This window comes from Kitasatospora phosalacinea (genome assembly GCF_030268885.1).
Lineage (GTDB): Bacteria > Actinomycetota > Actinomycetes > Streptomycetales > Streptomycetaceae > Kitasatospora > Kitasatospora phosalacinea_C.
The window spans coordinates 1-24,266 of sequence record NZ_BSSA01000020.1; the positions used below are offsets into that span (position 1 = coordinate 1).

At 73.1% G+C, this 24,266-nt stretch carries 17 protein-coding genes and 3 pseudogenes; 14 read left to right on the plus strand and 6 right to left on the minus strand.

Annotation, left to right across the window (positions count from 1 at the left end):
* Nucleotides 1-124 precede the first annotated feature (124 nt).
* A pseudogene (locus QSK52_RS25275) lies at nt 125-400 on the plus strand (transposase); the annotation flags it as partial.
* 492 nt (nt 401-892) lie between these two features.
* Here the strand turns inward: QSK52_RS25275 and QSK52_RS25280 are convergent.
* The gene (locus QSK52_RS25280; RefSeq protein ID WP_285738445.1) at nt 893-1,516 is read right to left on the minus strand and encodes a carbohydrate-binding module family 20 domain-containing protein; all 624 of its coding nucleotides are present in this window, start codon (nt 1,514-1,516) and stop codon (nt 893-895) included.
* A 273-nt stretch (nt 1,517-1,789) separates the two neighbouring features.
* Nucleotides 1,790-2,222, minus strand: a pseudogene (locus QSK52_RS25285) (xylosidase); the annotation flags it as partial.
* Between the two features lie 283 nt (nt 2,223-2,505).
* Here QSK52_RS25285 and QSK52_RS25290 point away from each other — a divergent pair.
* The gene (locus QSK52_RS25290) at nt 2,506-2,958 is read left to right on the plus strand and encodes an SsgA family sporulation/cell division regulator (protein WP_285738446.1); all 453 of its coding nucleotides are present in this window, start codon (nt 2,506-2,508) and stop codon (nt 2,956-2,958) included.
* Between the two features lie 579 nt (nt 2,959-3,537).
* Here the strand turns inward: QSK52_RS25290 and QSK52_RS25295 are convergent.
* Nucleotides 3,538-5,577, minus strand: coding sequence for a carbohydrate-binding module family 20 domain-containing protein (locus tag QSK52_RS25295; RefSeq protein WP_285738447.1), 2,040 nt, complete (start codon nt 5,575-5,577; stop codon nt 3,538-3,540).
* Nucleotides 5,578-5,895: 318 nt separating this feature from the next.
* On the opposite strand from QSK52_RS25295, the gene QSK52_RS25300 reads away from it, so the two are divergent.
* From QSK52_RS25300 to QSK52_RS25315, 4 genes are all read left to right on the plus strand, one after another.
* Nucleotides 5,896-6,966, plus strand: a complete 1,071-nt coding sequence (locus tag QSK52_RS25300) for a substrate-binding domain-containing protein (protein ID WP_285738448.1) — start codon at nt 5,896-5,898, stop codon at nt 6,964-6,966.
* Nucleotides 6,967-6,984: 18 nt separating this feature from the next.
* Nucleotides 6,985-7,773, plus strand: a complete 789-nt coding sequence (locus QSK52_RS25305; RefSeq protein ID WP_285738449.1) for an ATP-binding cassette domain-containing protein — start codon at nt 6,985-6,987, stop codon at nt 7,771-7,773.
* 172 nt (nt 7,774-7,945) lie between these two features.
* Nucleotides 7,946-9,133, plus strand: a complete 1,188-nt coding sequence (locus QSK52_RS25310; protein WP_285738450.1) for a sugar ABC transporter permease — start codon at nt 7,946-7,948, stop codon at nt 9,131-9,133.
* Nucleotides 9,134-9,384: 251 nt separating this feature from the next.
* Nucleotides 9,385-11,838: a SpoIIE family protein phosphatase gene (locus tag QSK52_RS25315; protein WP_285738451.1), complete on the plus strand. Its 2,454-nt coding sequence runs from the start codon at nt 9,385-9,387 to the stop codon at nt 11,836-11,838.
* 169 nt (nt 11,839-12,007) lie between these two features.
* Here the strand turns inward: QSK52_RS25315 and QSK52_RS25320 are convergent, their stop codons facing one another.
* Nucleotides 12,008-12,793 carry an AMP-binding protein gene (locus tag QSK52_RS25320; protein WP_285738452.1) on the minus strand — a complete coding sequence of 262 codons (786 nt, stop codon included), beginning with the start codon at nt 12,791-12,793 and terminating at the stop codon, nt 12,008-12,010.
* 224 nt (nt 12,794-13,017) lie between these two features.
* Between QSK52_RS25320 and QSK52_RS25325 the strand changes: the two genes are divergently transcribed.
* From QSK52_RS25325 to QSK52_RS25335, 5 genes and pseudogenes are all read left to right on the plus strand, one after another.
* Entirely contained in the window at nt 13,018-14,253 is a 1,236-nt protein-coding gene (locus tag QSK52_RS25325) for a PucR family transcriptional regulator (protein WP_285738453.1), read from the plus strand.
* A gap of 860 nt (nt 14,254-15,113) precedes the next feature.
* Nucleotides 15,114-16,436, plus strand: a pseudogene (locus QSK52_RS25330) (SpoIIE family protein phosphatase); the annotation flags it as partial.
* Entirely contained in the window at nt 16,400-16,741 is a 342-nt protein-coding gene (locus QSK52_RS39500; protein WP_352230307.1) for a SpoIIE family protein phosphatase, read from the plus strand. The pseudogene QSK52_RS25330 and the gene QSK52_RS39500, both read left to right, overlap by 37 nt.
* A gap of 1,028 nt (nt 16,742-17,769) precedes the next feature.
* A complete protein-coding gene (locus QSK52_RS39505; RefSeq protein ID WP_352230310.1) occupies nt 17,770-18,312 on the plus strand; it encodes a transposase family protein in 543 nt (180 codons plus the stop codon).
* 218 nt (nt 18,313-18,530) lie between these two features.
* Complete coding sequence (locus QSK52_RS25335) at nt 18,531-20,123, plus strand: M4 family metallopeptidase (protein WP_285738455.1); 1,593 nt, start codon at nt 18,531-18,533, stop codon at nt 20,121-20,123.
* Nucleotides 20,124-20,141: 18 nt separating this feature from the next.
* Here QSK52_RS25335 and QSK52_RS25340 read toward each other — a convergent pair whose 3' ends face one another.
* Together QSK52_RS25340 and QSK52_RS25345 are read right to left on the minus strand one after the other, a co-directional pair.
* Nucleotides 20,142-21,152, minus strand: a complete 1,011-nt coding sequence (locus QSK52_RS25340; RefSeq protein ID WP_285738456.1) for a phosphotransferase family protein — start codon at nt 21,150-21,152, stop codon at nt 20,142-20,144.
* 90 nt (nt 21,153-21,242) lie between these two features.
* On the minus strand, nt 21,243-21,827 hold the full coding sequence (locus QSK52_RS25345) for a TMEM165/GDT1 family protein (protein ID WP_285738457.1): 585 nt from the start codon (nt 21,825-21,827) through the stop codon (nt 21,243-21,245).
* Between the two features lie 378 nt (nt 21,828-22,205).
* Between QSK52_RS25345 and QSK52_RS25350 the strand changes: the two genes are divergently transcribed.
* From QSK52_RS25350 to QSK52_RS25360, 3 genes are all read left to right on the plus strand, one after another.
* Nucleotides 22,206-22,553: a hypothetical protein gene (locus tag QSK52_RS25350; RefSeq protein ID WP_285738458.1), complete on the plus strand. Its 348-nt coding sequence runs from the start codon at nt 22,206-22,208 to the stop codon at nt 22,551-22,553.
* 252 nt (nt 22,554-22,805) lie between these two features.
* Entirely contained in the window at nt 22,806-24,014 is a 1,209-nt protein-coding gene (locus QSK52_RS25355; RefSeq protein ID WP_285738459.1) for a cytochrome P450, read from the plus strand.
* Nucleotides 24,015-24,040: 26 nt separating this feature from the next.
* A complete protein-coding gene (locus QSK52_RS25360; RefSeq protein WP_285738460.1) occupies nt 24,041-24,247 on the plus strand; it encodes a ferredoxin in 207 nt (68 codons plus the stop codon).
* Nucleotides 24,248-24,266 lie beyond the last annotated feature (19 nt).

The following is a 24,266-nucleotide window of genomic DNA, read 5'->3' on the forward strand; positions in this document are numbered from 1 at the left end:
AGGACATCATGCGATGCCTCAAGCGATTCGTCGCCCGCGAGGTCTACCGCGCCCTGACCAGGACACCCACCCCACAAATCACCCAAACCGACCTCGCTCCAGCAGCTTGACAGCCATAGGAGCATCCGGTGTCGACGAGATGGTGCTGTCGTCGCCAGCACGGGGTATGGCGCACGGTGACCTCTCCGCCCATCTCGCGGAGGTGTACGGCGCGAGCGTGTCCAAGCGGACCGTCTCGGCCATCACCGACAAGGCCGGGGCGGGAGGGCCGAATGGCAGAACCGCCCCCTCGAAGCGGTCTACCCGGTGATCTTCACCGGCTGCACCCCACGTGAAGGTTCGCGACGGCCGGGTCGCCGACCGCCCGATCCACGTGGCCCCGGCGGTGACCGTGGACGGCACCGCACCATCCTGGACCCCACCGGCGCCGGCCGCGAACGCTGGACCATGCGCTGGAAGCCCGCACTCCAGGCCCTCGACATCGCCTTCGACGGCCGACTCTCCACCGGCCGACGGCAACTCACACCACACCAGTCACACCGCTGGCTGTACGGACCCTCTCGTGTCCGTCTTCGCGGCGAAGGGCAAAGCCTCCGAGCTGCACGCACACCTGCGGTGCCCTCGGCTTCGCGCGGACGGGGCGGTGGCGTCCGAGGCGCCGCTGAAGGCCGCGACGATCGTCCGGATGTACCCCGTCTGCGCGTACCGAGAGGCCGGCGCCGGCTACCGGCCCGCCCGCCGCGACCGCGCCGTTTCCACCGCGTTGCGCCACTACGCAGCGGCGCAGTCCGCGGGGCGGTGCGCGTCGTGCCCGTCACGGCATGGCGGCGCGGGGCGACCGGGCACGTGTGGTGCCCGGCCGCCCCGCGCCCTTCGGCCCGCTGGCGCTCGGTCAGCGCCAGGTGTCGTCGGCGGTGAAGGTGCCGGAGGTCGGGGTGGTGGCGGTGCGGTTGTCGCCGCTCTCCCAGATGACGGTGCCGTCGGGGTTCTTGATGATGTACTTGTACGCGATCGGGGTGCCGGAGGGCAGCTGCAGGTCGGCGGTCCAGACCGGGTAGCTGCTGCTGTCCGTGGTCAGCGGGACGGCCTTCGCCGGGTCCCAGCCGCCGAGTTCGGCGATGTCGCCGACCAGGTAGAGGTTCTGTCCGTAGGTGGTGGTGGCGGTGGCGTGGAAGACCGCGGCCACGGGCGCGGGGGTGCAGGTCAGCAGGCCCGTCACGTAGTTCATGTCGGGGCCGTAGCCGTCGAAGGTGGCCCAGGCGCTGGGCGGGACGGTCCGGCAGGTGCTGCTCTGGCCGTTGGTGTACTGGACGCTGATGCTGACGGCGGTGGAGCAGGTGTTGGAGACCTGGGTGTAGCGCCAGCCGGAGTAGTACTGCACGCAGGCCGGCGGCGCGGTGCCCTCGGTGGCCGAGGCGGACGGCGCGGTGGCCAGCGACCCCAGGAGGCCGGCCGCCCCGACGGCGGCGAGGGCGAACGGACGTGAGATGCGGGTGCGGGAGAACGGGTTCGTCATACCGGCAGCCTGGCGAGAAGCCGCTTCCTTGCGCAAGGCTGTGAAAACTTTTTCAGACAAGCGTTCAGAGGTGCGACCCCGGCTTGGGCTCTGCTCGAAACTGCTGATCATCCAGGTCTTCCGGACCCGCGCACGGCGGGTCCGGTGGGCACGTGGCGTTGGAACCGCAGAGATCGTTTGGCTGGAAAGCGCTCCGCCTCGGGATGTTGGACATGTTGAACCGGTAGAGGGCGGGGATCCATGTCGCCTGGCTGAAATTCCTTGCAGGTGTATCCGGAGAGCCGGGCCGAGAGCCTGCGTGGCGTAGTCGAAGGCGGCGAAGCGGTGGCCGGGGTGGAACTGCCAGGCGTTGCCCATGGTGAAGCCGGGGCCGAGCCGGGTGAAGTTCATTCACGCCGTCGGTGCTGTAGGGGAACGGTGCCTGCCGCCCCGTGCCGGGACGGATGTCCGCGTTGACGCGCAGCCGGATCCGGCTGCCGGTGACGGCCGCGCTCGCCGCTTCGATCCCGGTGCTCGTGGTGTTGGGGATGCGGTGGGTGAGCGTGTTGCGGGCCGGGTAGAGGTCTCCGGTGACGGTCGCGGTCTGCAGGCGCAGCCCGTTGCCCGCGGACCACTTCGTGTTGTCCGGGTTGTGGTTCCACTCCCGCTCGGGGCCGAAGGTGGCCGTCGTGAAGGTGTCGCTGCCGGTGGGCGGCTTGACGGTGCGCGAGGAGTCCCGGCCTGGACGGACGCCGGATGCCGCACCGGCTCCGCTGTGTGGCTCCGCGAGCCCCTGAAAGTTTCAGCAAGACTTTTCATCTGGTAGCGTCCCGCCACGGAAGCAACGCCCGTGACTCATGGGGGGACACGGGTGTGCTCCCGCCAGCGCCCGGCCGGCCCCACACGGTCCGGCCGCCGGGTGCGTGCGCGGGTGGACCGCCCTTTCCGGGGGACGGCGGTCCACCGGGCGCAGGCCAGCAGAGCGCCACCGTGACGAGGGGTCGGCAACCGTGAAGCGTCGAGAGCCCGAGCGGGTGCCGGTCCAGCGTTCCAGCAGCGCCTCGTGCGCCGTGGCCCTCCTGGTGGAGGTGGTCGGCGACCCGCGCCACCGCGCTCCCGTCCCCGCGTGCCTGAGCTACGACATCAGTGACCCGTACGCCGTCGTCCTGGACATCCACGCCGGCGGAGAGGCGCCGGTCACCTGGCTGTTCGCCCGGGACCTCCTGCTCACGGGCATCCACCGGCCCAGCGGCCACGGGAACGTCGCCGTCGTCCCCGGGGCGGGACCCTGCGCCGGCCACGTCTTCATCTCGCTCAGGGGTGCGGACGCGGCGGCCGTCCTACGGGCGTCGGCAGCCGACGTCCGCTTCTTCCTGCAGCAGACGGAGGTGGTCGTCCCGGCCGGGGCCGAGGAGGAACGCCTCGACATCGACGCACTCGTCCGCGGGATCCTCGGCTCCTGAGCGCCGCCGCCCTCCGCCCGCCAGGCCGACGAGGACGCGGTCGTGCTGGTGGAGAGCCCGGGGTGCTCACCCGGGCCACCCGTGTGCCGCTGGTCTTCGACGCGCGGCGGGCCTGCGCCGCGGACGATCGAGGAGTGCGGACGCCGAAGTTCCTGCTGACGGTGAACCACGACGGCGGGGTGTACGAGGAGTCGATGGACGAGTGGGCGCCCGACGACGCGGCGGCGCACTTCGACTACTACGCGGCCTTGACGAAGGAGTTGGTCGCGAGCGGTGAGACGGTGCGGTTCACGCCGCCGGCCGATCGGCGGCTGGCCCGGATCGTCCGTCGGCCACTGGAGCGTCCACGGCGTGCCCGACCACCCGCACGGCTGGCTGCTGGAGACCGCCGCCCGTCGCCACGCCGACCTCAAGCGCGGCGAGGCGGCCCGGCGTCGGCGCGAGGAACGCGTGGCCGCCGAACCACCCCCGCCCCGGGTCCCGGGAACGGACGACTGCCCGGCCCACCCGACCGAACCCTCCCAGGGGGGCGCGGCGGCCCGCCTCCCGAGCGGGGGCGGGCCGCCGCGGACGAGGGGGTCAGGGGCGCCAGGTGTCGTTCAGGGCGACGGTGCCGGTGGGCGGGACGGTGGCGGTGCGGTTGGCACCGCTCTCCCAGGTGACGTTGCCGGCGGCGTCCTTGCGGACGTACTTGTACTCGAACGCCGTTCCGGCCGGGAGCTTCACGTCCAGTTTCCACACCGGGTACGCGGCGGGGTCGAGCTTGAGGGCGGCGGTCGGGGACCAGTTGCCGAGCGCGGCCAGGTTCCCCACCACGTAGATGTTCTGGCCGGGGACGGTGGTGGCGTTCACGGCGAACGATGCGCCGGACTCCACCCCGCTGCCCGCGCAGGGGTCGCCGGCGCCGACGACGCCGCCCTTGACGGTGACGTCGCCGGTCCCGAGCGCGTAGTTGGCACCGCCGTTGTTGTCCCAGGTGCCGGCGCCGTCGTTGAAGGTGGCGGCCAGGCCGGTGGCGGTGCCCAGGACGACGGTCCTCTTGACCCACCCGGCGCAGGCGGGTTCCATGGCGACGCCGGGCGCGGTCGTCCACGTGCCGCCGTTCGGTGCGTAGTGCAGGTCGTAGGCGGGCCAGTTCCTGTCGGTGCCGTAGAAGACGGTGGTGCTGCGGCCGCCGCCCCCGCCGCCCGCGCCGACGTAGAGGGCCACCGCGTCGTCGCCGCCGATGGTGGCGGTGAACTTCCCGTCCGGGCCGACGGTGTAGGTGGTGCCGGTGCAACCGCCGTCGGCGGTCGGGTCGCCGTGCTGGACGTCGCAGTAGGTGCCGGCGGGCAGCGAGGTCTGGAAGGCCCGGGTCAGGGAGCCGCTCTCGTGGTTGACGGCCACGAACGCCTTGTCGCCGCGGCCGAAGGCGACGGCGTTGTTGCCGTTGTCCCACCAGTCGGTGATGCCGGTGCCCTCGGCGGTGTTGCGGAAGGCGACCATGTTGGCGATCTGGCGCCAGGCGTGCTGGCACTTCCAGCCGTCGCTGTAGCAGGAGTTGACGGTGTGCCCGTTGGGTGCGCCGTCGTCCCTGCTGTTGAACTCGTAGCCGGAGTGGACGGACGGGGTGCCGTACGGGTGGGCCAGCATGAAGACGTTGGCCAGGGTGTACTCGGCGCCGTCCTTGTAGCTGAGGCTGCTGCCGTTGCGCTCGGTGTCGTGGTTGGCGACCATCACGCCGCTCTGCCCGGACGGCAGGTAGCCCCAACTCTCGCCGAAGTTCTTCAGGTAGGCGAGCTTCTCGCCGGTGAAGACCCGCTTGAGGTCGGTGGTGTAGCGGAACTCCTGCACGTCGCCGGTGCGCAGGTACTCCGCGGGCGACACCGCCTCGTTCGGTCCGTACACGGCCTCCTGCACCCAGTAGGCGTTGGGGTCGGTGAGCTTGGCGCGGATCGCCAGGAGGTCGTCGGTGGGGACGTGCTTGACGGCGTCCATCCGGAAGCCGTCCGCGCCGAGCGAGGTGAGGTCGTTGAGGTATCCGGCGAGGCGGCCGCGGACGTACTCGCTGCCGGTGTCGAGGTCGGCGAGTGAGGGCTGCCCGGGATCGCCGAGTTCGCACTGCTGGATGTTGTACCGGTCGGAGTAGTTGCTGCCGATCGGGCGGCGGCAGCCGTGGAAGTCCTGGTCCTGGTAGTACCCGGGATAGTTGTACTTGCTGTACTGGGTGCCGGCGGTCCCGGTGCCCGAGCCCGAGGTCATGTGGTTCAGGACCGCGTCGACGATGACCTTCACGCCGGCGTGGTGGCAGGCGGTGACCATGTTCTGGAAGCCGGCACGGTCGCCGAGCGGGCCCTGGACCTTGTAGCTGACCGGCTGGTAGGCGGTCCACCAGGCCGGGCCCTGGATGCGCTCCTGGGGCGGGGAGACCTGCACGAACCCGTAGCCCTTGGGCCCCAACACGGTGGTGCACTCGCGGGCGACGGAGTCGAAGTTCCACTCGAACAGCACCGCGGTGACCTTCTTGCTGCCGTTGGCCGACGGCGCGGCGGCCGCGGGCTGGGCCGGGGCGGCCAGCGCGGTGACCAGGCCGAGCACCAGGCCCGCACCTGACAGTGCCGCTGTGGTGCGTCTGAGCATGGCGGAGCTCCTTACGAACGGGTGGGAAGGTTCACTCCTGAAAAACATTGCTGCAAATTTCGGCAATGTTTTAGAAACGTAGGGGCACGCCCTGGGCGGGGTCAAGGGTCGTGCGGCCGGTCGACGGGGCGTCAACCGAAGCCGGGACGGCATGAGTTGGCCTCGGAGACGCCGTCCGGGGGTGACTGCGGGACGGAGGTGCGGTGGCGGCGGCGGGTCGTCCTGCCCGCGTGGACCCGGAGTGAATAAAATGGTGCATAGCGGCCATGTGCGTGTGTTGTGCCTCAGAGTGATGCCGGTGGATGGTGGAGGTACCGAATGAAGCCGCGGGCGTTCGGCGCCGCCGTGGTCGCCGGACTCGTTCTGGCGAGCGCGGCTTGTGCGACCACCGCCGGCGCTCCGGGGAAGCGCGGGGACGACCTGACGGTCGGTGTGCTGCTTCCGGAGACCGAGACCAGCCGCTACGAAACCTTCGACCGGCCCCTGATCGAGCAGGCGATCCGACACCGGTGCCCGCGGTGCACCGTCCGCTACGCCAATGCGGAGAACGACGCCCAGATCCAGCACCGGCAGATGAACGCCATGCTCACCCAGGGCGTCGACGTGCTGGTCCTCGACCCGGTCCAGGAGGTCTACCTCCGGAGCCTGATCGTCGAGGCGGCGCAGATGCACGTCCCGGTGGTCTCCTACGACCGGGTCGCCGAGGGGCCGATCTCCGGGTACGTCTCCTTCGATCCGGCCGCCATCGGCACCCTCCAGGGGGAGGGCCTGGTCAAGGGGCTCGGCGACCGGGCCCGCGGGGCGCGGGTCGTCCGGGTGGAGGGGCCGCTGTGGAACCCCAAGCACGTGGCGGTGTCCATCCTCGAGCGGGCGGGGGCACACGTCAGCAGGACGTACGTGACCTCGGGATGGACGCCGGAGAACGCCTATGCCGTCACGGTCGGCGCCATCGCCAACCTGGGGGCCGGCAAGATCGACGCGGTCTGGGCCGCCAACGACTCACTGGCCGCCGGAGCCGTCTCCGCACTCGAGGAAGCGCACGCGGACCCGTTGCCGCCGGTCAGCGGCCAGGACGCCGACCTGTCGGCGGTGCAGCGCATCGTCAGCGGCGAACAGTACATGACCATCTACAAGCCCTACCGGCTCCAGGCGGACGCCGCCGCCGACATGGCACTCGCCCTGGCCCGCGGCCAGTCCCTCCGATCCATAGCCACCGGCACCATCAACTCCGCCACCGCCCAGGACATCCCCAGCGTGGAACTCGCACCGTCCCTGGTGACCGTCGACACCGTCAAGGAGACCGTGGTCCGGGGCGGCATGTACACCATCGACGAGATCTGCACCCCGAAATACCGGCCCGCCTGCGAGAGGGCCGGACTCATCGACTGAACGGCGAGGGAGAGCGAGATGACCCAGGCACCGGCCCCACCCCTGCTCGCCCTGCACGGCGTCGTCAAGTCCTTCGGCGCCGTCCGTGCGCTGACCGGCGTCGACCTGGAGGTCCGTGCGGGCGAAGTGGTCGCGGTGATGGGAGACAGCGGGGCGGGCAAGTCGACCCTGGTCAAAGTGATCGCCGGCGTCGAACCCGCCGACGCGGGGTCGTTCAGCTGGAAAGGCCGCCGGGTGCAGCTGGCCCGCCCCCAGCACTCCCAGAGCCTGGGTGTCCACGCCGTCTACCAGGACCTCTCGCTGTGCGACAACCTCGACGTCGTCGGCAACCTCTTCCTCGGCGGCGAGCTGAAACGTTTCGGCTTCCTCGACGAGACGGAGATGGGGCGCCGCACCCGCGCGCTGCTGGACTCCCTGCCGATCGACATCCCCGACGCCCGCGTCCCTGTCGCCGCGCTCTCCTCCGACCAACGGCAGATCGTGGCGATCGCCCGCGCGCTGCTGAGGGAACCCGAGCTCCTCCTCCTGGACGAGCCCACCCAGGCCATGAGCACCCGGCAGACCAACAAGTTCCTCGACACGGTCGAAGGACTACGGGACCGGGGTCTGGGCATCTTGTTCATCAGCCACACCATGGGCGACATCAAGGCCGTCGCGGACCGCGTCGCGGTGCTCCGCCTGGGCCGCAACAACGGCGTCTTCAACGTGCACACTGCCTCCCAGGAAATGATCACCTCCGCGATCACCGGCGCCACCGACCACGCCGTGGCCCACCGCGCCGCCGAGGGCAGGGGTGGCGCATCGTGAGCGACCCGCACGCGGCGGCCGGCCCGCCGGCGCCCTCGACCGGCCGAGCCTGCCGTGCGGACGCGGTGGTGGGCGCCCCTCGACCCTCCGTCCCGGAGAAGAATGCGGGGGTGCAGTGAGCGCGCCTGGTCCCACACTCCTCGAACGGCTCCGAGCCCTGTGCCGGAAGGGCGTGCGTGCCTGCCTCGACGCCCGGCCCGGCAACCTGCTGGCAGGTGGCCTCGGCCCGGTGCCCGCAGCCATCGTCCTGGTCCTCACCTGGGCCGTCTTCCAGATCCTCGACCCCCACTTCCTCTCCCCCCGCAACCTCTCCAACCTCAGCGTGGACATCGTCGGCACGGGACTGATCGCCACCGGCCTCGTGTTCGTGCTGCTGATCGGCGAGATCGACCTCTCGGTCGGGGCACTCAGCGGCTTCACGGCCGCCCTGTTCGCCGTCCTGAACGTCCACCACGGCCTGCCGGAGGTGCTCGCAGCACTGCTGGCCGTCGCGGCCGGTTGCGCGGCGGGCGCCCTGAACGGCGTCCTCTTCGCCCGGCTGGGCGTGGCGCCGTTCGCGGTGACCCTCGCCGCGGCGCTCGGATGGAGCGGCATGCTGTCCATCCTCCTCGGCGGCAGCGGCACCATCTTCTTCGACGACGAGGGGTTCGTGGCGACGCTGACCCGCTACCACTTCGGCCACCCCGCCGCCGCCTACATCCTCGCCGCGCTGGTCACCGGCACCTACTTCCTCGCCGCCCGCCGACGGTCGCGCTACCACCGGGCCTCCGGCGCGGCGTTCTCCTCCACCGGCGAGATCGCCGTGCGGACGGCCGTGCTGGCCCTGATCGCCTTCGCCGGTGCCGCCGTGCTCAACCAGTACCGGGGGCTGCCGCTGGCCCTGCTGATCTTCCTGGTCGTCGTCGCCGGACTGGACTACGGTCTGCGCCGCACCTCCTACGGCCGCACGGTCTACGCCCAGGGCGGCAGCGTCGAGGCGGCCCGCCGCGCCGGACTCCACGTGGTGTGGGTGCGCATCTCGGTGTTCATGGTCTCCGGGACGACGGCCGCGCTCGGCGGCCTGTTCATCGCCTCGCGGACCAGCACGGTCGGCGCGGGCTCGCCCAGCCTCAACCTGCTGGTCAACGCAGTGGCCGCCGCCGTCATCGGCGGCACCAGCCTCTTCGGCGGCCGCGGCCGCACCTGGTCCGCCCTGCTCGGCATCCTGGTCATCCAGTCGGTCGCCTCCGGCATGGCGCTCCTGGGCCTGCGCGGCGCCGTCCAGACCACCATCACGGCGGGCATCCTCGTGATCGCCATCATCGCCGACGCCCTCGCACGCCGCCCCCGCTCCGCCCCGCGCCCGGACGCCAGGGCGTGACCCCGGCCGTTCGGCTCCCCGGCCTCCGGAGAACGTCCTCCGCCGACCACCTCTCCACGTCACCACCGGGACGCCCCCGGCCGGGGGACGGGATTCCGACGCCGCGCCGCGGCGGCAGGCCCCGCCGACCCGCGCCCACGACTTCACCGGCCCCGCTGGCTGCCACCAGCCGGCACGGCGAGCATGGACTACAGGCCGACGAACAGCGGCGGCACCGGACTCGGGCGCACGCGGGAAGGGGGTGCGGGCCCTTGGACAGACAGATCCTCGCCTCGTGCGGAGTCGGGCTCGCCGCCGTCTACCTGGTGGCGGAACACGGCCGCGAACTGCGTCTCGCCGAGGTCGCCGAGGACACCCCTGGAGAGCACCCGGCCGTGCCCTCGATCGCCGGCGACTCACCCCTCGCCGATGCCTGCCGCGCCGGCCGCCCCCTGTGGCTGACCGCCGAGGACGCCGCCCGCCACGGCCTGCGGGACCACACGCCCGTCGAGAGCGGCAGCGCCGCCCCGGACGGCGCCGTCTCGACGGGCCTGCTGCCGCTGGGAGGAGAAGCCCACCTGCTGGGCTGCCTGCTCGTCGTGCACCGGGCCGACGGCGCCGGTTTCGACGCCGACCGCCGCACGCTGCTGGAGCTCTACGCCCATCAGGCGGCCGCGGGCCTCGAAGCCGCCGCGGCCCGAACCGCCGGGAGCACCGGGACGCCGCCCCCACTCGGGCCCACCCTGCTGCCCGGGCACGGCGGCTGCTTCGGACTCGTCCTCAGCACCGGACGGATGGACGCGGACCCGGCGGTGCTCGACCTGTTCGGCATCTCCCCGGAGAACTTCGACGGCGACGTCTCGGCGCTGCTCGAGTGCACCGCCCCGGACGACGTACCTGCCCTGATGTCGATCGTGGGGCCCAGGCAGGCCGATTCGGACCAGCACCTGGCATTCCGCATCCGGCGCCGCAACGGCGAACTGCGCTGGCTGGGGCTGCGCTGCCGGGTGCTGGCCGGCCCCGACGGCAGGCCGCAGCGCGTGCTGGGCGTGGTCGGCGACGCCTCGTACCTGCGCCCCAGCGCCGACGACGTGTCCCTCGTGCAGCGGCTGTCCGCCGCACTGTCCGGCGCGACCACCGTCCACGACGCCAGCAGGGCGGTGGTGGAGTCCCTGCGCGTCCCGCTCGGCGCCGACCGGGTGGCAGTGGTCGAACTGGAGGGCGACCGCCTCGTGGTGACCGTCCTCGACCCGCCGGAGCCGGACGCCTGGCCCCGGTCCTGGTACTCGCGACGGTCCGACGAGTCCTGGCACGTGCCGACCCTGCAGAACGCGCTGCGGGAAGGACACGTCAGCCTCTGGCCGGCGGGCAGCGGACTCGAACCCGTCCTCCAGGAGGTCGGGCCCGGCGGCCTCGCCGTCCTACCGCTCCCCGCGGACAGCCGCATGCTCGGGGTGTGCCTCCTGGGATGGGACGGCGAACACCGCTTCGGCCCCGGAGCGCGCTCCCTGCTGACCGCGACCGCGAGCATGGCGGGACAGGCCCTGGCCCGCGCCCACGCCCTGGACGCCGGCCGCGAACTCGCCACCATGCTGCAGCGCAGCCTGCTGCCCCGCGCACTGCCCGAACTGCCCGCGGGGGTGGCCGTCGCCCGGTACCTGCCCGCCACCGCGGGCCTCGAAGTGGGCGGGGACTGGTACGACGTGATCCTGCTGCCCGACAACCACGTGGCGCTGGTCATCGGCGACGTGCAGGGCCACAGCGCCGCAGCCGCCACGATCATGGGACAGATGCGCACCGCCATCCGGGCGTACGCCGTCGAGGGCCACCCGCCCGATGTCGTGATGGCCCACACCAACCGGCTGCTCGTCGGCATGGAGACCGACCTCTTCGCCACCTGCACCTACGTCGACCTGGATCTGGAGAACGGCATCGCCTGGGCCGTCCGCGCGGGCCATCCGCCGCCGCTGTTGCGGCTGCCCGACGCCACCACCGAGGAAGCGGCGGTCGAGGGCGGGCCCCCGCTCGGCGTGACCGCCGACGGCGAATTCCCGATGACCCAGCTCGACCTCGCCCCGGGCACCCTCCTCACCCTGCTGACCGACGGCCTCGTGGAATCGGCGACCCTCCACCTGGAGGACGGCATGCGGGCCGTGCGCGAACTGCTCACCGACGTCGACCCGGCCGATCCCGAACAGGTGGCGGACCGCATCGTCGCCGGCGCGTGCCGCAGGCACGACGACGTGGCCGTGCTGATCATGCGCTACGACGGCATGCGAGTGCGGCCGACCCGGGCCCAGTGGGCGGTGTGGCGGCTCCCCGACGCCGTCATGCACGCACGCCGCTTCACCGCCCGCACCCTGCGCCACTGGTCGGTGGACGAGGAGGCCGACACCGCCCTGCTGGTCGTGTCCGAACTGGTCACCAACGCCGTCGCGCACACCCAGGGCGAGATACGGCTCGACCTGACACTGACCGGGGACCGGCTGCGCGTCGCGGTCAACGACGCCTCCTCCCGCGCACCGGTCAGGGTCGAGAGCTCCGACTGGGAGGCGACCGGCGGACGCGGCCTGCTGCTCGTCGCGGCCATGTCCGCAGCCTGGGGCTCAGTACCCCTGGGGGGCGGCAAACAGGTGTGGTGCGACATCGCGCTCCCGCCACGCGAGGAGCCCGCACCCGGCGCCGCGCGGACTCCCGGGCCGGGGGACGCACCACCCGGGGGGTGAGGGCATCGGGCCGGCGCGCCGACCGCGGGGCGCCATGCGTGTCCGTTCGCCACACGGAGCGCTTGGTCGAGGTCGGCGCCCCGGCGTCCGCGGGCTCCGTCGCCGATTCGTGCGGACGTCTTCGAGCGGGCCGCGTGGCACAGCAGCGAGCGACTCCGCCCGCCCTCGGCTACCTGCCACCCGACGAATACGAGCAGGCGTACTGGACGGGCCTGGAGAAAGCCCCACGGGCCGCCGGTGCTGCAGGGGCGGACCCGTGGCGGCCCGGTCGCGCGTTCGTCGACGCCGGGAACGACAGGCACGCGCCCGCGAGGACGACGGCGTTGAGGCCGTGGGCTTGGCCGACCGCGTGGAAGAGCGGCTGGTCGCACGGGATGGTGTCGTGCGCATGCAGGTCCATGGAGACGGCGGCGGTGAAGGCGTCGGCGCGCAGCGTCCCGTGGGTCACGGCCACCTCCTGGACGGTTCCCGCACCGGCGCTCGCCGGGGTCTCGGTGACGATCGCAACCTCCCGGTCGGAGCGGGAGGCAACCGCCCAGTGCCGGGGCCAGAACGCGAGCTGATCGAAGAAGTCCGCTCCGACCGGGACGCGGACCGTGGCGTCCCGTGCGACGCCCTCGGTTGCTCCACGGGCCCATGTGAACCCCAACCGTGCGCGGCGTGTGTCACCAGGGCGGTGCCACAGCTCGCGGACCGGCCGCTGCGGGTCCTTGGTCACGGCGATCGCGCCGACGCGCAGGACGCCGTAGTAGAGCACGGGGAAGGCCGGCACGTCGGGCAGTTCGATCTCCACCCGGTCGCCGGGCCGTAGGCCGTGGGCAAGGAGGCCGCCGGCGACGCAGGCGCTGAGTTCGTCCAGCTGCGCGTAGGTCCACGTGGTGCTCCCGAGGCGGAGCGCGGGACGGTTCGGGTGCTGGCCGACGGCGTCCTTCAAGTTGGTGGCGAGGTTGCTCAATTTCTTCCCCTGAACAGGACGGTTCGCGTTGCACCGATCCTCACGTCCCGAGCACGGGCGACCCCCTGTGGGCGCCGACAGTGTTTCCCCGTGCGGCTCTGTCGCCGACGACAACCGGGCACCCGGGGCGCCCCATGCGCCATAGGCTGGTCCGCGGCCGGTCGCTGGCGTCCGGACCGATCGCTCGCCTCGGCCGTGCACGGGGATCAGGAAGGCTTTTCGTGTTGGACTACGTAGCAGTGGATCCGCTCGTCTGCGATCTCGCGAACGCGTTGACCGCCCGCTTCGACGACTTGGTCGTCGGCATGGCCCGGATGATCGCCAGGGAGATCGACTTCTACCGCAACGCGGGAGTCGGCCCCGAGGACCTGGTCGCCTCACTGAGCAACAACACCCGTTTCTCCATCGCCTACCTGGCCGGCTCCGGCGAGCCACTCGACCTGTCCGCCCCCACTTCGCTCGGCCGCGTCCGCGCCCGGCAGGGGGTGCCGCTGCCGGAGATGCTGCGCGCCTACCGCCTCGGGTTCTCCTACTTCTGGGAGCAACTCCTCATCGAAGCCGACAAGGCGGGTACCGCGGCGCAACTGGCGTTGCTGCGAGAAGCCGGCCGGATCTGGGGCATGTCCGATGCCTACGCCTCCGCGCTGACCGCCGCCTACCGCGACGCGCTCGCCGAACGGCTCGTGGAGACCGACCGGCGCCGGTCCGCGCTGGTCGGGGCACTGGTCGACGGGCCGCCCCCGGGCAGTGACACGGTCTGGGAGATCGCACACATGCTCGACTTCCCCTTCGAGGGCACCTTCGTCCTGGTGACCGCAGAAGCCCTCTCCACCGGCGAGCCGCCGCTGCCGGGCGTGGACGCCCTGCTCCGGGCGATCGGTGTCGCCTCGGCCTGGCGCGCAGAGCCGGGCCACGAAATGGGCGTCCTGTCCCTGCCCGGACCGCGCAGCGTCGAACGAGTCCTGGACGCCGTACGGACCGCCGCGACCGGACGGGTTGGTGTCAGCCCCGCCTACAGCCGCCTCGACCACACCCCCCGCGCGCTGCGCTACGCCCAGGTGGCGCTCGAGTCTCTGCCCGAGGGCGCCGCGGCGCTCCGGCAGCTCGACGACACCCCGCTGACCGAGATGGTGATGACCAACTTGGAGACCACTCGTCGCGCGGTCAACCGCATCCTGGGCGGAGTGCTGTCCCTGCCCGAGGACGACCGCACCACCCTCCTGGCGACCGCCCGCGCTTGGCTGGAGGCCGACGGCTCGGCCGCCGAGGCGGCCCGGGCCCTGTACTGCCACCAGAACACAGTCCGGTACCGCATGCGCCGCCTGGAGGAGTACCTCCGCGGCCCCCTCGACAGTCCGAAGATCGTCGCCGAACTCACCATGGCCCTCGACGCCGTCGGCACCTTCCCCACGCTGCTCAACCACCACCGGCCGGCTACGCCGGTCGGCCGCCCGAACTGACCGGAACAGCCGGCCCGGTCCCGCTCTGCTGCCGAAGTCGTCGACGTGGAGGTCCGCTTCCCGAAGCGGCCGGACCGCTGAGTGCCGGGTGGGGGCCGGGTCGGGACCGAGGAGCCGGAAGCGGCTTTCCGGTGGACCGCCTCCCGGAGAGGGCGGGCCACCGGCGCCACCCACCCGGCACCGGCGGGTGGACCGTGCAGGTCCTGCCAGGCGTCGACCGGAAGCCGCCCCCGTGGCGCCCCCCGCTGGGCCACGGCCGTTTCCCGCGTCCTCGGACCGCGCAGCGCCCGGGATCCTGCCGGGCGCCCGGGCGCGGAGCGAGTGTGCTGCCTGCGAGGACGGCGGGCCGGGGTCGTCGGCGTGGCGCGCCCGCTGCGGCTGCGGTATCAGGAAGATGGGGGAGTCCTCGACGCCGACAGTGGATGGGGTTGCGCGGTGACGACGCTGATCTGGCGGGGAGCGCACCGACGGGACGGGCGGGTGCAGGCGGGAGCGGGCCGGTCATGAGTGCGGGGGGCTTCCTCGATCCGAAGCTGTTCGACGAGACGGTGGCTGCGGTCGCGTTGTTCGTCGGAGCCGAGCACCGGTTGGTCTACCAGAAGGCAGCCTGCTGCAGGTTGCTCGGCGCGCGGCCCCTGGGACTGCCCGCCCGGCAGGCGTTCAGCGAACCGGACGCCGCGGAGTTCATGACCGTACTGGACGATGTCGCCGCGGGCCGGCCGCGCCGGATGACGCAGTCCCGTGAACCCGACCCGGGCGCTGTGGAACAGGCCAGGTACTTCGTCTACTCCTGCACGCCCGTCGTGCTGCCCGACGGGCCCGGCGTCATGGTCGTCGCTCTGGACACCACGGCCGAGACGATGACGCTCGAGCGGTACCGGGCCCTGGTGTCGGCCGTGTCGCAGATGGTGTGGGTCCTGCACGCGGACGGCTCCGCGGAGGAAGTCGTCCCGGGCTGGCAGGAACTGACCGGAGAGCCCTGGCACGGCGGCACGGAAGAGGACTGGTACGCGTACATCCATCCCCGTGACCGTGAGGGACTCGGCCGCGCCTGGCGCGCCGCAGCCGCCCAGGAGCCTCCGGGAGTCATGGAGAGCACCTTCCGGGTACGGACGGCCGACGGCTCCTACCACCACATGTCGACCCGCTGCGTGCCCGTTCTGCGTCACGGCCGCGCCGAGGAGTGGGTGGCCGCGACGGTCGACGTCGAGGAGAAGTGGCGCGCCGCGCTGCACGAACGCGTTCTCGCGCGGGTGGCGGAGGTGGCCGCCGGCAGCCTGGAGGAGGTCTTCGCCCCGGTCGTGCGGGCCGTCGTGCCCGAACTCGCCGACTCCTGCGTGATCCTGCTGCTGTCCCACGAGGAATGGCCGCTGCCCCGGAACTCGACCGTCACGGCCCGGCGGGTCGCTTCCGAGGTCCGCCCGGGACTGCCGGCAGCACCGGCCCTGCGCAGCCAGAGCGTGACCGTCACGGGCGCGGTGCGGGAGCTCCTGGAGGGCCGGGTTCCACGCACTTTCCGCTTCCCGGCCACCGGGCGGTTCCCCGACGGGCTGCTCCCGGCCGTCACCGAGCGCTGGCTGAGCGCCGCGGGCGCCACCAGCCTGACGCTCATCCCGCTGGTCCTCGACGGCACCGTCCTCGGCTACGCCGCCACGAGCACCAACGGCGACACCCCGGTGCCGGGCCCGCACGACGTGGAACTGCTGCGCAAGGTCCTCCATCTCGCACAACGGCCGATCCACCGGGTACTGGACCTGCAGCGCGCCCGACACACCGCCCTGTACCTCCAGCACGCGCACCTCATCGAGCCACCGGTCGTACCCGGCGCGTCCCTGGCCGCCTGCTACCAGCCGGCCAGCTCGATCCACGAGATCGGCGGGGACTGGTACGACGCCTTCGTCCACTCCGACGGCACCCTGGCCCTGGACATCGGGGACGTCGCCGGCCACGACCTCACCGCGGCGACCGCCATGGGCCAGCTGCGCAGCATGTGCCGCGGCCTGGCCTGGAGCATGGGCCCCGACTGCGAGCCGGGGACCGTCCTGGCCATGCTCGACGACGCCGCCGACGGGCTGGCCACCGCCTCGTTCGCCACCGCGGTCCACACCCAGCTGCGGCGGCGGCCCGACGGCACCTGGTGGACGGCGTGGTCCAACGCCGGACACCCGCCACCCCTGCTCATCCCCTCCGAGGGGGCACCCCGCTTCCTCACCGGCACCGGGGAGGACCCCCGCTGTGCGTCGACCCCGCCACGCACCGCACCACCCACACGGGCGTTCTCGCTCCCGGGGACACCCTCCTCCACTACACCGACGGCCTCATCGAAACCCCCGCCTCCTCCTTCGACGAAGGCCAGCAGCGGCTGAAGCGAGCAGCCACCCGCCACCGCGGCGAACCCCTTCCGGAACTGCTCGGCAACCTGCAGGACCTCTCCGAAGCCCGCGACGACATCGCCATGATCGCCTTCCGTGCCGACCCGACCCGCTGACGCCACACGCCGACCACGGGAGCGGGCGTCAAGCGCGGTCTGCGGGCGGTGCTCACCGCGGCCCCGCCACCCGTGGTGCCCGCCGCCCCGCTCACCGCCAGAAACGCTGCAAGATCCAGGTGACGGGCGCGGTCGCCGGGCTGAAGGGGCGTTCGGCGGTCCAGGGATGCCGGGCGGTCCAGGCGCACACCGAGGGCGGCATTCCGTACGGGTGCCTCCTGCAGCGTGGAATCGAGCCTCGGCACGTCCACACGGCGGCTCTGTCGGCGGGAGTCGAGGACGCACGTGGCCGAGAGGCGAGAGTGCCCGGCGTACCCGGGAAGTCGTGGTGTCGGCTCCTGGCGGCGTGTCGGTTCTCGACGCCAGACGGGCCGGGTTCCGAGGGAGAGCTGTTCGGCCTGCTCCGGCGGCTGGTCCAGGAGCAGCGCTGCCACGTGTGGGGCCTTCTCGGCTGGAGCTCCGACCTGGACCGGTGCCCCGGCGATGACGGCCGCGGCGTCTGCCGGAGCGTCCTCGTCGCCGAGTGCGGGCAGCAGGAGCAGCGGTCGGGCGTGGGGGTCGTGGGCACCCGGGACCGTGCTGTCCGGTTGCCGGTCCGGGCGGGTGACGAAGGACTCCGCTCCGCTGTCGTCGGGGATGTTGCGGCTCATCACGACGCCGGTGCGCCCACCGCCGAAGGGGGTGGAACTGGAGGGTGAACCACCGCGCGAGCGGCCGAGGCCCTCACCTCCCGGAGCACCTCCGCCAGGCGGGGAGGAGACCATGCCAAGGCGTTCTGTCCTGGCGTTCCCTGGCCCGGCCCCCTCGGGCGCGAGGACCGGCGGCGGGTCGGTGCGGGCGCCGGCCGCGTGCTGGTGGGCCCGGACGACGGTGGAGTCCACTCCGGCCGACCAACGACCTGGTGCACGGTCAGCCGTGGCTGGTGTGGGCTCGGCTCGTTGGCCGTTCGTGGTGGGGACGGCGGCACGTGCATCGGTCGTCTCGGAGCTCGGATCACCGGCCTGTCGCGGGCGTTGATCGCTGACCTGGTGGCCGGGTTGGGGCCGGTACGGCAGGCCCGGCGGGACGCCGGGCTGTGCGACCGGCCGCGGCGGCGGTCGGTCGGTGCCGGTGCGAAGCACAAGCCGGTCTTCGTCGACCGGCTCCCGGTCGCGCTCGTCCACCTGCGGCACGGGGTCACCCACGACGTCCTGGCCCGCTGGTTCGGTGCGGACCGCTCCATCGTCACCCGCTCCGTCGGCGAGATCCGGGCCCACCGGCCGACCGCCCGGCCGCGACCGCTTCGTCCCGGGCAGGAGCCGGATGAACGCGATGAAGGCACTGGTGGTCACCGACGACCGCGGGCGCCTGCCGTTCTGCGGCGAGGTGCGGGCCGGATCGGCCGCCGACACCACCCAGGCCCGCTTCGCCCACTCCTCACGCCGCATGCCGGTCGAACACGGCATCGCCCACCTCAAGAACCGGCGCACCCTCGCCCGCCACCACGGGCGCCGCTACCGCCTGCCCCGACACCATCCGGGCCGCCGCCGCACTCCTCTCGGGCCAACAACTCACCCGCACAAGCCAGTTGATCGCCCTCCCGGCAGGGCGAGCCGCCTGAGCGGCAAGGCCACCACCCAGCCGAACACGGCCCACCGCCGACCATGCGCGAGGTCGTTGGGCGGAGGCCCCCTGGGGCGGACGGAACGCAACGATAGGGTCACGTTCCGTTCTGTTAAATAGAAGTGTTTGTCTGTTCACGGACAGGCTCTCGGTCGGCTACCCCTCAGCTACCCGACTGGAGTCCCGCGTGAGCCCCTCCTCCGCGCGCCGTCGCGCCCTCGGCACGGCCGCCCTCGCCGCCACCGCCGCCCTCCTGCTCAGCTCCGTCACCACCGGCAGCGCCGCCGCCGCGCCCGGCCGGGACGCCGCCGTGGCCCGGGCCCGGGCCAACGTCGCCCAGCACGCCGCGCTGTTCGGCTACGGCCCGGGCCAGGACCTCGTCCTCAAGGACGTGGTGCTCGACCCGGACGGCACCCAGCACGTCCGCTTCGACCGCACCTACCAGGGCCTGCCGGTGGTCGGCGGCGACCTGGTGGTGCACCAGGACGCGCGGGGGCGGCTCGCCGACTCCTCCCGCGCCAAGGGCCACGACCCGAAGGTGCCCACCACCCGCCCCGCGGTTCCGGCGCAGCGCAGCGCCGCCGAGGCGCTGGGGCAGGCGCCGGGCATATCCGGTGCCACCTCGGCGCCCGAGCTGGTGGTCTGGGCCGCCGACGGCACCGCCCGCCTGGCCTGGCGCACCACCGTCAGCGGCACCGGCAAGCAGGGCCAGCCCACCGGCCGGGTGGTGGTCACCGACGCCACCACCGGCGCGGCGATCGAGAGCTACGACGCCGAGCACTCCGCGACCGGCACCGGCCACTCCGAGTACACCGGCGACGTCACGCTCTCCACCACCCAGCAGGCGGACGGCAGTTACGCGCTGATCGACCCCGTCCGCGGCCACACCACCAAGGACGCGCACAACCTCTCCGCCAGCAGCGTCAAGGCCACCTCGGGCACGCTCTACACCGACGCCGACAACGTGTGGGGCGACGGCCGGAAGTTCTCCACCGACCGGGCCACCGCCGCCGTCGACGCCCACGCCAACACCGCCTGGACGTACGACTACTACAAGAACACCTTCGGCCGCAGCGGCATCAAGAACGACGGCAAGGGCGCCACCGTCTTCGTCCACGTCGGCACCAACTGGGACAACGCCCAGTGGTCGGACGCCTGCTTCTGCATGATGACCGGCGACGGCAACGGCAGCACCGACCCCGAGCAGGTCGACCTCGACACCATGGGTCACGAGATGACCCACGGCGTCACCAGCGCCACCGCCAACCTCCGCTACAGCGGCGAGTCCGGCGGCCTGAACGAGTCCACCAGCGACATCTTCGGCACCATGGTCGAGTGGTACGCCAACAACGCGGTCGACAAGGGCGACTACCTGTTCAGCGACCAGTCCACCCCGCCGTGGCTGCGCCGCTTCGACAAGCCCTCGCTGGACGGCGGCTCGGCGGACTGCTGGAGCAAGTCGGTCGGCCGGCTGGACGTGCACTACTCCTCCGGCGTCGGCAACCACTGGTTCTACCTGGCCAGCGAGGGCAGCGGCGCCAAGACCGTCAACGGCGTCGCCTACAACTCGCCGACCTGCAACGGCTCGACCGTCACCGGCATCGGCAACCAGAAGGTCGCCGCGATCTGGTACCGGGCGCTGACCGTCTACATGACCTCCACCACCGACTACAAGGGCGCCCGCACGGCCTCGCTCAACGCCGCCCGCGACCTGTACGGCGCGGGCTCCGCCGAGTACGCGGCGGTGGGCGCGGCCTGGAGCGCGGTGTCCGTCTCCTGACCCGCCGCCGACCCTGCGTCAGGCCCGGTACGCCAGGGCCTGGCGCAGGTGGTGGTCGGCGATCTCCAGCATCCACTGCCGGTCGGGGAAGTCGCCCGCGGCGATCCGCAGCGGGCCGCCGACCAGGTCCAGGTGCATGGCGTACCGGTAGAAGGCGAGGCGGCGCGGGTCGAGGGCGGGTTCGTGCAGCGCCGCGCGGTGCGGGCCGAAGCGCATCCGCAGCCAGCAGTGCTCGACCTCGGCGTCCGCGTACAGCAGGCCCTCGACGTCGATCAGGACGGGCTCGCCGTCCGGCCCGACCAGGACGTGGTCGGGGCCCAGCTCGCCGTGCACCACGCCGAGTTCGGCGCGCGGCCGGACCCGGGCGTACAGGGCGTCCAGCTTCTCGGTCAGCGCGCCCTCGGCCGCGGCGGCGCGCGGGTCGTGGGCGACGGCGGTGGCGAGGTTCACCAGGGCCCGGTCCCGGTACGCGCGTTCGCAGCTGTCGCCGGTCGGGGCGCCGCCGCCGTCGAGCCACCCGACCCGGCCGAAGGCGGGGGCGCGGTGGGTGTGCATCCGGCGCAGCACGGCGGCGAGTTCGGCCAGGACGCGCCGCCCGGCGGCCGGGTCGCGCTCCAGCAGGGACTCCAGGGTGCCGCCGCGGACGTCCTCGGCGACGGCGAGTTCGACGGGGCGCGGCCCGCGGCCGCGGTCGGTGAACAGCAGGCGCGGGACGCGGGCGCCGACGGCCTCCAGGCGGCGGGTGGCGCCCTCCAGCAGGTCGAGCCCGGAGGCGTGCGAGAACGGGTCGGCCGGGTCGTCGTGGCCGTCCGGGAGCAGGCCGCTCCAGTAGTCCTCGTCCGGGCTCCACCGGTAGACGACCGCGCTGGTGGCGTCGTCCAGGACGACCCGGTAGACGCCCTTCCTGGTGCCGCCGGTCAGCCGGTCGACGGTGGTGATCCGGCGGTCGGTGCCGAAGACCTCCCACACGACGGGGGCCAGGGCGCGGGCGTCGGCGAACGATCGGCGCGGTGGGTGAGCGGTGTCCATCGGCGCAGTCTCCCACCGGGCGGGCGCGCGGCCGGAGCGGTTTTCTCCGGGCTCCGGCGGCGCGCCCCCGGCCGGTCGGCCGGTGCGGGGTCAGCCGGTGAGGGCCTCGACCAGCGTCCAGGCGGCCAGCGCGGCCATGCACAGGCCGCCGACGCGCTGAACGGTGCGCAGCGGGACGCGCCTGGCGATGAGGCGGCCGACCAGCAGGGCCAGTGCGGAGACCGACATCAGGGCGGCCGCGGAGCCGATCGCGGTGGGCAGCCAGCCGTTGGTGGCGGCCAGGTTGGCGGTGGTGATCTGGGTCAGGTCGCCCCACTCGCCGATGAACACGGTCGTGAACGCGGTGCCCCACACCGGCCAGAAGCCGGTGACCGTCCGCGCGCCACCCTCCTCCTCGTCCTCGTCACCGCCCGAGCGCAGCAGCACGAACGCGCCGAAGCCGAACAGCGCGGCGGAGACCAGCTTGACCGCCAGGCCGGGCAGCAGGCCCAGCAGGCTGCCCGCGCCGACCGCGATCGCGACGTGCACGAGGAACGCCGCGGAGGTGCCGAACCACACGTACAGCGGGCGCATGCGGGTGCCCATCGCCAGCGAGGCGAACATGGTCTTGTCGGGGAGTTCGGCGAGGAAGATCAGCCCGAAGGCGGTGAGCATCGCCAGGGGGTCGAAGGACATCGGAGCGCTTTCTGCAGGGGCCGGGCCGCAGGGCTCGAACGGCACCGGGCGGGCGACGGGCGAACCTCTCGGCCCGGCGCGACGAGACCTGCCGCACGAGGGTGCGGCAGGGCCATGCACGGGCCGAAGGTCTCGTCCGTCGCGGCAGCGGCCTGCTGCGACCCACGGGCCGGGACGGGTGACCGTCCAGTGTGTCGACCGGTGGTGTTTCGGGACTACTCCCCTTCGCTCCGGCGAGTCTAGGGGACGGGCAAAGCCGGGGTAAAGCCGCCCCCGTCCGGTGTGAGCCGCCGCACCCCGGGCACGCGCGGGGCCGGAGGGCCCGGGGGAGGGACGGAGGGCCGGGGGGCGGAGGGCCGCGAGGAGAGGAGCGAGGAGATGGACGCGATGGACGAGGTGCCGCAGGGCGGCGCGGGCGGCGTGCCGCACCGGCCCGACCCCGACTACGCGGGCGACGACTACCGGTCGGAGGGCCGTCCGCCGACCGTCCGCCACGACCGGCGCAGCGAGGGCTGGCGCTTCCGGGACGACGCCGAGCGCGGCACCGGGGAGGAGCCGGACGCGGGGGAGGAGCACGAGGTCGAGCAGCCCGGGGCGGAGCCGGGCGGACGGGAGGAGGGCCGCCCGGTCGGTCCCTTCGACGAGGAGGAGGGCGACGCCACCACCGCCGACCCGGGGCGGGCCCGCCGGTTCCGGCCGGACGAGGAGGGCCGCCCCGAGGACTGACCGCGGCCGGTGGCCCGTTCTCGACCGTGCCGGTCGCCCGGGAACGGGCGGCCGGTGGCATGGCCACGCCTGATGGCGGGCGGTGCGCCGGGCGGTGCAGCGGGCCGCCCGGGGGACCGGAATCCGGACAGAATGCGGCCCGGCGGCCGGGCATCCTTCTCCTGGACACGGAACGCGAGTTAGCGTGACGGTGAGTTAGTTGCCCGAGGCACTCAATTCCGAGGCACTCGATCGCCGGGAAGGGAACCCCGCATGGCCACTGCCGCCCCCGCCGCCCACCCCGCCCCCGCCACCCACCCCGCCCCCCGCGGCACCTGCCCGTTCGCGCCCCCGCCCGCCTACCAGCAGGCCCGCGAGGACACCCCCGTCACCCGGGTCACCCTCTGGGACGGCACCCCCTGCTGGCTGGTCACCCGCCACCAGGAAGCCCGCGCCCTGCTCGCCGACCCCCGCTTCAGCGCCGACGCCACCCGCCCCGGCTTCCCCTTCCTCAGCGCCGCCGCCCGCCACCTCGGCGCCGGGAAGACCTCCTTCATCCGGATGGACGACCCCGAGCACCACCGCCTGCGCCGGATGCTCACCGGCGACTTCACCATCCGCCGCACCGCCGCCCTGCGCCCCGCCGTCCAGCAGGCCGCCGACCGGCTCCTCGACGCCATGACCGCCGACCGCACCGGCGCCGACCTGGTCGCCGAGTTCGCCCTCCCGCTGCCCTCCCTGGTCATCTGCCTGCTGCTCGGCGTCCCCTACCAGGACCACGAGTTCTTCCAGCGCTGCAGCCGCACCCTGCTGCGCCGCGACAGCCCGATCGAGGAGGTCGTCGCCGCGCAGGACGAACTCACCGCCTACCTCGACGCGCTCACCGACCGCAAGCGCACCGAACCCGACGACGCGATCCTCAGCCGCCTGGTCGCCCGCGGCGAGCTCTCCACCGAGGACATCGGCGCCATGGGCCGCCTGCTGCTCATCGCCGGGCACGAGACCACCGCCAACATGACCGCGCTCTCCGTCCTCGCCCTGCTCCGGCACCCCGACCAGCTCGCCCACCTGCGCGCCCACCCCGAAGCCACCCCCGCCGCCGTCGAGGAATTGCTGCGCTGGCTCAGCATCGTGCAGACCGGCGTCACCCGGGTCGCCACCGAGGACGTCGAGATCGGCGGCGTCCTGATCCGGGCCGGCGAGGGCGTCGTCTGCCAGATCAACACCGCCAACCGCGACGGACGCCGCTACCCCGACGGCGACGCCCTCGACCTCACCCGCGACACCCGCCAGCACCTCGCCTTCGGCTTCGGCGTCCACCAGTGCCTCGGCCAGCCGCTCGCCCGGCTGGAACTGGAGATCGCCCTCGACACCCTGCTGCGCCGCCTGCCCGGACTGCGCCTGGCCGTCCCCTTCGAGGAGATCCGCTTCCGCCACGAGATGACCGTCTACGGCGTCGAGACCCTGCCCGTCACCTGGTGAACGCCCCCGCCCCGAGAGGAACCCCCGTGATCGTCCACGTCGACCCCGACCGGTGCTGCGGCGCCGGGCAGTGCGTCCTCGCCGCCCCCGAGGTGTTCGACCAGCGCGAGGAGGACGGCACCGTCCTCCTGCTCGACCCCCGCCCGCCCGCCGCGCTCGCCCGCGAGGTCGCCGACGCCGTCGCCGCCTGCCCGGGAGGGGCGATCAGGCTGGAGGAGGGAGCCCCCCGGTAGGCTGCCCGGACGCCAGGGC